Annotated in this window: 8 protein-coding genes and 1 pseudogene; 5 read left to right on the plus strand and 4 right to left on the minus strand. The window is 60.4% G+C overall.

Features of this window, described 5'->3' with window-relative positions; translation table 11 throughout:
- Positions 1-172 precede the first annotated feature (172 nt).
- A pseudogene (locus DN412_RS41050) lies at positions 173-521 on the plus strand (glutathione S-transferase N-terminal domain-containing protein); the annotation flags it as partial.
- Between the two features lie 134 nt (positions 522-655).
- On the opposite strand, the gene DN412_RS41055 reads toward DN412_RS41050, so the two are convergent.
- Positions 656-2,464, minus strand: a complete 1,809-nt coding sequence (locus DN412_RS41055; RefSeq protein WP_115216749.1) for a cytochrome c biogenesis protein DipZ — start codon at positions 2,462-2,464, stop codon at positions 656-658.
- A 782-nt stretch (positions 2,465-3,246) separates the two neighbouring features.
- Between DN412_RS41055 and DN412_RS41060 the strand changes: the two genes are divergently transcribed.
- Positions 3,247-3,516, plus strand: coding sequence for a hydroxyquinol 1,2-dioxygenase (locus DN412_RS41060; protein WP_115216750.1), 270 nt, complete (start codon positions 3,247-3,249; stop codon positions 3,514-3,516).
- Positions 3,517-3,596: 80 nt separating this feature from the next.
- On the opposite strand, the gene DN412_RS41065 is transcribed toward DN412_RS41060, so the two are convergent.
- Positions 3,597-4,184, minus strand: coding sequence for a cupin domain-containing protein (locus tag DN412_RS41065; RefSeq protein WP_115216751.1), 588 nt, complete (start codon positions 4,182-4,184; stop codon positions 3,597-3,599).
- A 561-nt stretch (positions 4,185-4,745) separates the two neighbouring features.
- Here DN412_RS41065 and DN412_RS41070 point away from each other — a divergent pair.
- From DN412_RS41070 to DN412_RS41080, 3 genes are all read left to right on the plus strand, one after another.
- The gene (locus tag DN412_RS41070; protein ID WP_244223078.1) at positions 4,746-6,011 is read left to right on the plus strand and encodes a M20 family metallo-hydrolase; all 1,266 of its coding nucleotides are present in this window, start codon (positions 4,746-4,748) and stop codon (positions 6,009-6,011) included.
- Between the two features lie 79 nt (positions 6,012-6,090).
- A complete protein-coding gene (locus tag DN412_RS41075) occupies positions 6,091-7,428 on the plus strand; it encodes an MFS transporter (RefSeq protein WP_115216753.1) in 1,338 nt (445 codons plus the stop codon).
- Positions 7,429-7,517: 89 nt separating this feature from the next.
- Entirely contained in the window at positions 7,518-8,972 is a 1,455-nt protein-coding gene (locus DN412_RS41080) for an amidase (RefSeq protein ID WP_115216754.1), read from the plus strand.
- A 66-nt stretch (positions 8,973-9,038) separates the two neighbouring features.
- Here the strand turns inward: DN412_RS41080 and DN412_RS41085 are convergent, their stop codons facing one another.
- Together DN412_RS41085 and DN412_RS41090 are read right to left on the minus strand one after the other, a co-directional pair.
- The gene (locus DN412_RS41085) at positions 9,039-9,515 is read right to left on the minus strand and encodes a RidA family protein (protein WP_115216755.1); all 477 of its coding nucleotides are present in this window, start codon (positions 9,513-9,515) and stop codon (positions 9,039-9,041) included.
- 106 nt (positions 9,516-9,621) lie between these two features.
- A complete protein-coding gene (locus DN412_RS41090) occupies positions 9,622-10,104 on the minus strand; it encodes a thioredoxin domain-containing protein (protein ID WP_208647758.1) in 483 nt (160 codons plus the stop codon).
- Between the last annotated feature and the right edge of the window lie 178 nt (positions 10,105-10,282).

Genomic DNA, 10,282 nt, shown 5'->3' on the forward strand with positions numbered 1-10,282 from the left:
ATGAGTTGCATACCGTCGCCCGCAACAAGCTCAAAAGCGCTCAACACCGGCCTTCGATCATCGCCGCGTGCTGGGTTCAGGCAACGTTGTGGTGATGTCATGATTTACGGAAAGATCAATAATAGCGGCGCGGAATGTGCCACGGGGCGCCCGATCTGAGGATTTGCATCTCATGAGTATCCTGCTGCATACCTGGAATACGCCGAACGGGCGCAAGATCAGTGTCGCGCTCGAAGAACTGAACTTGCCCTACTGTGAATATCCTGAAGGGCGAACAATTTGCGCCGGAATTCCTGCGTATCAGTCCGAACAACAAGATCCCGGCAATCGTCGACCCTGACGGTCCGGACGGCCAGCCGATAAGCGTCTTCGAGTTCGGCGCGATCCTGTTGTATCTCGGCGAAAAGACCGGCAGATTCCTTCCCGCAGGCTTGCGCGAGCGGATACCGGTGCTCGAATGGCTGATGTGGCAGATGGGCGGTTTTGGGCCCATGCCCGGCCAGGTCCATCACTTCCGCACGATGCGCTCATAGGTCTACTGCTTTTGCATCTGTGAATGACCCATGCCGGATCAGCTTGCTTCTACGGCGGGGAAAGCTGGCGGAGGGCGGAACGAAAGCAGACTGCCCCCGGGGCGATCACCAGTTCTGTCAGATCAGCCGAAGGTAAAGGCGAAGGCTTGCACGCCGGGGTCGAGAAACTCGATCGCGAACGTGCGGTCGCGGATGTCGCCGGTCTGGCGCACAAGTTGATAGAGGCGTTGCGCCGTGACCGTGCCGCTGCCATCAGCGGCCACATCGGCTCCGTGTGAAGCGTCTGGGGCCTTGCCGTCGACGGTCACGCGAAAGCGTACGGGCTTCCCGTCCGCGCCAGGGCCGAGCACCAGATGCAGGTCACGTGCGTGGAAGCGGTAGGTGATGCGGCCATTAGCCTGTTCCAGCGTCGCCTGTTCCTCTCCGACTTTCCAGTTGCCCGCAAGGCCCCACTGGTTAAGTGCTGGGCTGGCCGGCGCCGCGTAGTCCTTCGGCTGGTCCGCTTTCACGCCACCGGGCGAGGCAAAGTTTTCCGCGCGCGCATAACCGAGGTAGGTTTCCGGAGGAGCCAGCGTGTCGTTGTCAGCCGCCAGTTCCACAGCCAGCGCCGCGTTGCCGATCGTCATCCCGACCTTCGCTACGTCCGCATGGCCTGCTTCGGCCAGAAGCTGCCGGATTACCGCCTCGGACTTTTCATACTCGCCCTCGCCGAAATGATGGAAGCGCACGCGCCCCTCGGCATCGATGAAGTAGTGCGCCGGCCAGTAGTTATTGCCGAAGGCGCGCCAGATCGCGTAGTTATTGTCGATCGCGATGGGGTAGGCTACACCAAGGTCGTGCGCAGCCTTGCGAACGTTGTCAATGTTGCGTTCGAATGCGAACTCGGGCGCATGCACGCCGATCACGACGAGGCCCTGATCACGATATTTCTCCGCCCATGCCTTCACATAGGGCAGGGTGCGCAGGCAGTTGATGCACGAGTAGGTCCAGAAGTCCACCAGGATGACCTTGCCGCGCAGCTCTTCGGCGGTCAGCGGCGGCGAGTTGAGCCATTTCACCGCGCCATTGAGGCCTGGGAACGCGCCCTCCACCGGCAGAGCCATTTGACGGTCTGCCGTGGCCATCATCATCGATCCACCCTCGACAGACTTGCCGGAAATTGCAGCCCGTTGACTCGACGTCACCGGCGTTCCGTCACCGCTTTCGTGGCGGGAAAGCTTGTCCACTAGCCGCTGTTCGAGTCCGCTGGTGGCCACCGTTGAAAGCCGGGTGAGCACACCAGTGTCGAGTCCCAGCGCAATCGCCGCGACGCCCGCGAGCATCGCAACTCCGATGCCGCGTCGGATCCATTCGCCGGCATCGAGCGAGTGCTTCATCGCGGCAAACACACGGCCGCCGATCAGCAGCGCGACGGCCAGCGAGGTGGCCGCACCGGCCGCATAGGATACCAGCAGCAAGGTGGTGCCAAGGCTCGGGCCTTGCAGCGCTGCGCTGGTCAGCACGAGGCCGAGGATGGGGCCTGCGCAGGGTGCCCAAAGCAGCCCCGTGGCGATGCCAAGCAGGAAAGATGAGGCAGGGCCGGCCGGTCGGCCGTCGACCTGGGCAAAGTCCGACAGGCGGCTGCCCGCGTCAACCAGCGGCCGCGTCAGCCGCTCGGCGAGGTTGGGCAGTAGCAGTGTCAGGCCGAACACGGCCAGCAGCGCGATGGCCAGCCAGCGACCATACTGGTTGGCCTGCGCGACCCAGCCGCCACCGACGGCAGCCAGTGTGGCCACGCCAGCGAACGTAATGCCCATGCCCGCCAACAGCGGCAAGCCGCTGCGCAAGAATGGCTGCTGGGCCCGCGCGAAGACGAATGGCAATACCGGCAGGATGCAGGGGCTCAGGATCGTGAGCGCGCCGCCAAGGTAGGCGAGAATCGTAAGCAACATTGCGTTTGATCCAGTCAGGCAGAAACAGTGGTCGCGCCATTCACTCAGTGGCGCAGGGGGCTGGACTGTATTTAAGGAGACCGATGTATCGGGCCTGTAGCGCGCGCGGGCCGCTTCTGTCAGCACATGTATCCTTGGCGCGCCTTGATACATATGGATACAGGAATTGCAGCGCCCGGCTGTTACGACGAGCCCGTCAGCCATCGCCGGCCGTCCGCGTCACTCCCTGCTAGCACTTCGCCAGCGTTGCGAGCATCGTTTCGGTGAGCTGGAAGAAACTCGAAGGAGTCCTTCAGCCATTCGTCCGGCTTTGGAAGTCTTGCAGCCGGGAACCTGGAGGCCCCGGTGGGGCCTGGCGATTGTGCCTCAGCTTGCGGACTTGGCTGTTCTTGCTCGGGCTGCGCAACCACGAAGGGGGAGACGTGGGGGAGAAGGTCTGTCTGCCGGCTCTATCAACCCATTCCCCGCACGCTGGAGGCCAGAAAAAGACCCACTTAGCCTTCGGGAACGTGCGCCTCCGGCGGCAGGCGATGCCCCTTCTAACGCGCAAACGCCTGCCACGATCCACCAACGGAGCGGGCAGAGACGACGACAACTTTTTTGTATTCCTCTGTATCAAACCACTCCAACGATACGTTTCATGACGGAACTGGACTCCAGTCGCTATGGACGCGATACATCGATCTCCTTAAATGCTTTCCGTGGCCCAGCGGTGGTGAGTAGCAACGCTGCGCTCCCAGGGCGCGCATTACCCAAACGAAGGCTCTCCAAGGAAATCGATCATGCCTACCAACATTGCCAAGCGTTTTGTCTTTGCTATCGCCCTGTTTGCCGCTGCAGCGGGAGCGCAAGCCGCATCGTCGAGCATCGGCTCGCGAGACCCGTACACCGACGGTGCTCGCGCCGTGCAGGATGCACGTGACCCCTACAGCGAAGGCGCGCGTTCTGTACAGGAGCCGCGCAGCCCATACAGCGATGGCGCACGCGCTGTCGACCCGTACACAGTCGGTGCGCGCAACGTCGATCCCTTTCTCGACGGCGCCTACGCCTGACGCGCGCCGCGGCCTGGCAGGGGCCGTGATGGCTGTCCAAGCGGAGATGTCCGGTCAGCGGCGTGCCGCGAAGGGGCGGTTCAGAAGCTCTGAGGCGTGTTGACCCACAAGACTAGTGCTTCAATGCTGCCGGTATTTCGATAGGCATGAGGAATGTGCGAGAGGAAGAAGAAGGAGTCGCCTTTGCCCACCCTCGTCGTTTGATCGCCGACGGTGAGCTCCAACTCCCCCTGAAGTACATAGCCCATTTCTTCACCCTGGTGCTCAAGAAAACCCTGAGACGAGGTTCCCGCCGGGACATGATGAATATTGGCTTCCAAAAGCGCGCACACATGGTTTGGGACCAATGTTTCCAGCGATACCCCATCTCCGGCCCGTAGATGTTCCGTCCGCAATACTTGGCGCTGACCGTCTCTCATCACTGTCACGGGTCCCTCCGCGGTGCCTCCTTCAGCGAAGAGCTTGGCCACGCTGATTCCCAGCGTTACGGCGATTTTGTGAAGCATCGGAATAGAGGGCCGGACTTTACTGTTCTCGACTTTTGAGAGGAAACTTTCCGTGCATCCGACCTTCTCTGACAACTGACGCAAGCTCAGCCTGCGATTCAGCCTCGCATGCTTAAGCCTGCTTCCAATGACGATTTCCTGATTAAATTCTTTGTTTTCCATAATAGATTACGCCAGACGCGATCCATGCAATGATTCATTCCACCAAAACCTGCGTGGATAATTCGCCGATCAAGCGCGAGTGCAAAGCCGATAAATCGATGGTCGTCGTATTCCAACGGGTCAGTATCCATCGGAACGTGCAGCCATGCAAACAGGCCGCGTGTAACGACGCCGTACAAGCGTCTCCTGCATGGACGATTTGACGCTTCCCCCAGCACACGCTCATCGGTATCGATAGCGCGATACGCGTCAGCATGTGGCCTGCCGAGCGCTGATGGCGCAGGCGCGCCCGGTGGCGCCGACCGGCACGTCGGAGCGATCGGCAACGAGTATATCGCCGATGCTTCGCTGGATACCAGGGCTCGCCAAGTGGCATCGACGCTAGGCGCCGTTGCTTCGAGGGACGCCGGCCGTCGTCGGGAGAAGGGATCTTGTGCCGATCCAGCCACCCTTGCAATGCTGCAACATGACAGGCTGAGTCTTTTTAGTCAAGGTACTTGACTTGGATCTACGGGCCCGCCAAACTGGTCGTCACGAAACAACGAAAGTCCCACCGCCACCGTGAAAACCGACAATTCCATCGCCACAGCACAGCCCCTCATCAACGCCTCCAGGCTTTCCGAGCGCCATCGGGCTATGGCCGAAATCGGCGCTACCGGCAACGGTGGCGTCAACCGCCAGGCACTCACGCCCGAAGACACCAGGGGGCGGCAAGTCCTCCTGGAGTGGGCTGCAAAGCGGGGCTATACGGCTGCCATCGATCCCATCGGCAATCTGTTCATCCGTCGCCCAGGCGCCCATCCGGAGCTCAGCCCTGTCATGACCGGATCTCATCTCGATTCCCAGCCCACTGGCGGAAGGTTCGATGGCGTATACGGTGTGCTGGCCGGGTTTGAAGTGCTGGAAACTCTCGACGATTACGCGGTGGTGACCGAGCGCCCCATGGAACTCGTTGTCTGGATGAATGAAGAGGGCTCAAGATTTCCGCCGCCAACGATGGGCTCGGCGGTTGCGTCAGGCGCAATGCCGCTTGAACGGGCGCTGGCTACGCTGGACAGGAATGGCGTCACGATTGGCGACGCGCTGGCAGTGCAAATTGAGCAACTGCCTCAGTTGCAAAGGAGGCCGCTGGGCACGAAAGGCCATGTATACATCGAGGCACACATTGAGCAGGGCCCGCTCCTCGAAGCCGAGAATTGCGATATTGGTATCGTTAAAGGCATCCAGGGGTTGCATGCATACCAGGTCGAAGTTACGGGAGCGGAAGCCCACGCCGGCACCACGCCTATGCGACACCGGAAGGACGCGTTGGTGGCGGCGACCACCCTGATTGCGCGGATCCGGAGTGAAATTGCAGACCCTGAGGATATTCTGCGCTTTACCGTCGGACGGTTCGAAGTCGCGCCCGGCGCGTCCAGCACTGTGCCTGGAAAGGTTACCTTCATCATTGACCTCAGGCACCCTGATCCAGACCACCTCCTTCGGACGGGCGAAAGGATTCTCCAGTTCTGTTCAGGTGAAGTCGAGCATTGTGCCGTTTCCGCAAAGATATTGCTGCAGTCGACACCTGTGATATTTAACGATCAGGTTGTGGCGATGGTCCGGGAAGCGGCGGAACGTCGGCAATTCAAGCACATGAGCATGATCTCCGGTGCCACCCATGATGCTAAATACATGGCCGAGCACACACCTACGGCGATGATTTTCGTGCCCAGCGAGAAAGGCATTAGCCACAATGAGGCCGAAAATACTCGGGATGAAGATCTGGCTGCAGGCACTCAGATCCTTTGCGATGCAATGCTCGCCGTTATGTCAGCAATGGAATAACAGGATAGCCCCTTAACAATTCAGGCCTGAGCACGGCTGGCCGACGGAAACAAGCCGAGAGGAGATAATTTTGCCAGTAATGATTCAAGAATCAGCGACCGACGGGAGGGTAGCTTCCGTCTATCGGAAGGTGAATTTGCAGCTGCTGCCGCTTCTGTTTTTCGGCTTCATGTTCGCGTACCTCGACAGAATCAATGTCGGTTTCGCAAAATTACAAATGCAGAATGAGCTGGCACTCTCCGACGCGGCTTATGGAGTTGGCGCTGGCATCTTCTTTGTCGGTTACGTACTATTTGAAATTCCAAGTAATCTGTTGATGCCAAAGGTAGGGGCCCGCGCCACCTTCAGCCGAATCATGGTGTTGTGGGGAATTGCGTCGATATGCATGCTGTTTGTGAAAAGCGTGCCCGCTTTCTATGCGCTGCGTTTCCTTCTGGGAGTTTTTGAAGCAGGTTTCGCGCCGGGGGTATTGTTTTTTCTGTCGCGCTGGTACGGACCGTCGCGCATTGCTGGTGCGATATCGATTGTCTGGCTCGCGGGCCCTGTCAGCGGCATCCTGGGCGGTCCGCTTTCCACTTGGATCATGACGTCCTTTGCCGGGGTTGGCAATCTCTCCGGTTGGCAATGGATGTTCCTGCTCGAAGGCGCCCCGTGCGTGGTCCTTGGCGTTATCGCGTTCTTCTTCCTGCCGGATGGTCCGACCACCGCCAGCTGGCTGAATCCGGAGGAAAAACGCCTGCTGCGGGGACAATTGAGCGAGGCCGACGGAAAGCATGGTTCCTTCCGCGCTGTCGCGAAGGATCCGAAGGTCTACATTCTCTCGCTGGCCTACCTCTGCATCATATCGCCAATATATGCCCTCAGCTTCTGGCTGCCGACGATCCTCAACCAGGAGGGCATCACCAGTACACAGCAGCTTGGCTGGTATGCAGCCATTCCTTACGTCGCAGCGGCACTGGCTATTTTTTACGGTGGCCGCAGTTCGGACAAACATGGCGAAAGACGTTATCACATTGCCTTGCCCGTGCTCATTGCCTGCCTGGCCATCATTGCATGGGTATGCAGCGGTGGCCTCCTTGCAACGATTGGGTTTCTCACGCTCGCCACAGGCATGATGTGGATGGCTAATATCGTATTCTGGGCCGTTCCGCCTGAATACATCAAGGGTGATGCAAGGGCGGGAGCCATTGCACTGATCAATACAATCGGACTTTCTGGCGGGTTCTGGGGGCCAAGCATCATTGGCTGGTCGAAGAGCCTGACGGGAAGCATCCATGCTGGCTTTCTCATCATGGCGGCGATGCTTCTTATCGCCGGAATCATTATTCTTTTCCTGCGATTGAATCGGCAGAATGCCGTTGACTCCGCATCGCGTAGTCGGGCTTCGATTCCGGCAGGGGCAAGAGGAGCAGAATGATCCTGCAGTACCCATGATTGTGCAGCCCGCTTCGTCGGGCGCTCTGCCGCATTCAGCATTTGTCGTCAGCTATTACTTTCGCTTAACTTATGAATCTGGCCGAATACGCGTCTTTTGATGGCGTGGGTTTGCATCATCTGATTTCGAGCGGGCAGGTCAGCGCCGCAGAAGTGGCATCTGCCGCGCTGAACGCTCTCGGGGCGGTGAACCCGAAGATCAACGCGGTGGTCGAGTGTTGGCCTGCGGAGGCGTACCCGACGGTATCCTGGGAACGGGAACATCAACCGCTTGCAGGCGTGCCTTTCCTCATCAAGGATCTGGGCGTGGCCATGAAGGGCCGACGAAGTGAAATGGGCAGCCGCCTGGGTGAAGGGCTTGTCGCGCCGGCTGACTCGAATCTGATGGGCAGTTTCCGTAAGGCCGGCCTCGTCACGCTCGGTCGTACGACGATGCCGGAGCTGGCGGTGAGCACAACCACCGAGGCGCGTGTGTGCGGGCCGACCAGGAATCCGTGGAACCTCGATCGCGGTGCCGGCGGCTCGAGCGGTGGGGCCGCCGCAGCCGTTGCAGCCGGCATTGTTCCGCTTGCTCACGCGACTGACGGCGGCGGATCGATCCGCGTTCCAGCATCCTGCAACGGTCTGTTCGGCATGAAGCCGACGAGAGGGCGCGTGTCCAACGGTCCCGCTGTGGACGAGGTGTGGAACGGACTTGGGGTGAACTTTGCAGTGAGCCGTTCGTTGCGTGACAGTGCCGCCCTGCTTGATGCCGTGAATGGCGGGGGCATAGGCGAGCCGTACTATATCGCCCAACCAGCCAACAGCTATCTGTCGGAACTCCAACAAAGTCCCGGCAGGCTTAGAATTGGCTTCATGCCAAATCCACCTGATTCCGGACGGACTGCACCCGTCGTGGCGGATGCCATCTTCGCAGTCGCCCGGTGTCTCGAAACGTTGGGCCACAACGTCGAGGAAACGGCACTGGATCTCGGCGTGAGCTGGGACAGCTTCGTCCATGCCAACGCGCAAATCTGGACCGCGAATGCTGCCCTGAGGCTCAACGTACTGTCGTCGGCTACAAGGCGGCCCATCACAGCGGAGATTCTTGAGCCTGCGACGTTCGCGGTCTACGAATATGGGTGCCGCGTCACGGCCACGGACCTTCTGGCCGCGCTCCAGGTCCGAAATGTCGTTTCGCGGGCGGTGGGCCGCTTTTTCCAGGACCACGACATCATTCTGAGCCCGACGCTACCTGAGCTTCCGCCTCAGATAGGCGAGTACAACAAGGACGAGGGAAGCATGGATGGTCTTGGCTGGATTGCGCACGTATTCCGGCAGTCGCCCTTCACCGCGTGGTCCAACGTGACAGGGTTGCCGGCGATGTCGGTTCCATTATCGTTCGACGGCGAAACAGGACTGCCAATCGGTGCGCAATTTGGCGCGGGTTTCGGGCGGGAGGACATTCTGTTCCGCCTGGCGGCCCAACTGGAAGCGGCCATGCCGTGGCACGCCCGCCGGCCGCCGGTGTGGGCTGGGGCCAGTTAGGGACTAGTTCTTGGCGGCCTGGTCAGGACGCGGCGCAACGCATGAGGACGTGTCACGATGGCGCCGTCAACGTCCTGCAGCACTGTCACGGCCTTGCCGGTATCCCGATAGTCGAGCACCCAGCGGAATCGGGGCGACGCCAAACGCCGATCGTGCATGCCTGCCGCTGTTGCCGAACACCTCGGCCAGCAGCTCCGAGGCGCCGTTCGTCACCAGATGCTGTTCGGTGAACTCGGCGGTGGAGTTCACCAGGCTCAGGACCTTCACGATCCGCGTAACTCGGTTCAGGTCACCGGTATGGGCATGCAATGTCGCCAGCAGGTCGACTGCGACGGAGCGTGCCGCCGCACGGCCCTCCTCCGTTGTCATCGATGCACCGAGCTTGCCCGCCCATACGCTGCCGTTCTTCTTGGCGATATGGCCGGATGTATGGACCAGGTTGCCGCTCTGCGCAGCCATGACATAGGCGGCGGCAGGCGTGCCTCCGTCCGGCAGCTGGATGCCGAGCGTCTTCAGCTTTTCATAGATGTCATGTCGATACATAGGGTGCTTCTCCAAGAAAACGGGGTGAGAGGAACGGGGCCTCAGGCAGGAATGGGATTGTCGGGGGCACGCCGTGCGCGCACTCCCGCCACTGCGATGTCGCATTTCAGCGCGGCGCCGCCGCCTCTTCAAGCAAGGCAGCCAGCCGGCGCTCGAGCTGGTCCGTGGGCGTGAAACCGGCTGCGATGCGATAAGTATCCCCGCCCACACGTAACAGCAGCACTGGGAAACTGCTGATGTTCCACGAGCGCGCCAGCGCGAAATCGGCTTGTGCCTCAGCTCGGGTCTCCGGGGCCTTCCAGGTCGCCCAGAACGTGTCGGCATCGACGTCATGGCCCAGGCGCGACAACGCTTGCGAAGCAACTTCGGCAAGCACATGGCCGTTGGTCGTGTCCAAGGCGTCGACATAGAACGCGGTCTGCAGAGCCCTGAATACCACCAGCAGGTCGGCTTGCGGCGCCAGCTTGCGCGCTGCCACTACCGCACGGCAGATGGGCTCGGTATCGTAGACAAAGCCTTCCCGGTCCAGCAGGCCTTGCCGGTTGAACGGCAGGCCACTTATCTGTCCGACACGTTCCCAGTGCTGCAAGCGCAAGCGCTTGCCAGCACCGTCAGTGCCTGCAATGCTAGCGTGTCAAATCCGTTTCCGCCGGCTGGTGGGCTTGAGTCACCGCCATTGTCGACTCCGCACGGTGCTTCTCTTCCAGCTTACGCTGCGCCTTCTGAAGTGATTCCGGAAAGCTATCGTCGGATGGGTCGTAGCCCAC

The sequence above is a fragment of the Cupriavidus lacunae genome (assembly GCF_003353055.1).
Classification (GTDB): Bacteria; Pseudomonadota; Gammaproteobacteria; order Burkholderiales; family Burkholderiaceae; genus Cupriavidus; species Cupriavidus lacunae.

What these genes read in the sequence shown, in the direction of transcription:
- DN412_RS41055 (WP_115216749.1), bottom strand. Translation starts at nt 2,464, where the DNA reads ATGTTGCTTACGATTCTCGCCTACCTTGGCGGCGCGCTCACGATCCTG.
- DN412_RS41060 (WP_115216750.1), top strand. Translation starts at nt 3,247, where the DNA reads ATGCCTACCAACATTGCCAAGCGTTTTGTCTTTGCTATCGCCCTGTTT.
- DN412_RS41065 (WP_115216751.1), bottom strand. Translation starts at nt 4,184, where the DNA reads ATGGAAAACAAAGAATTTAATCAGGAAATCGTCATTGGAAGCAGGCTT.
- DN412_RS41075 (WP_115216753.1), top strand. Translation starts at nt 6,091, where the DNA reads ATGATTCAAGAATCAGCGACCGACGGGAGGGTAGCTTCCGTCTATCGG.
- DN412_RS41080 (WP_115216754.1), top strand. Translation starts at nt 7,518, where the DNA reads ATGAATCTGGCCGAATACGCGTCTTTTGATGGCGTGGGTTTGCATCAT.
- DN412_RS41085 (WP_115216755.1), bottom strand. Translation starts at nt 9,515, where the DNA reads ATGTATCGACATGACATCTATGAAAAGCTGAAGACGCTCGGCATCCAG.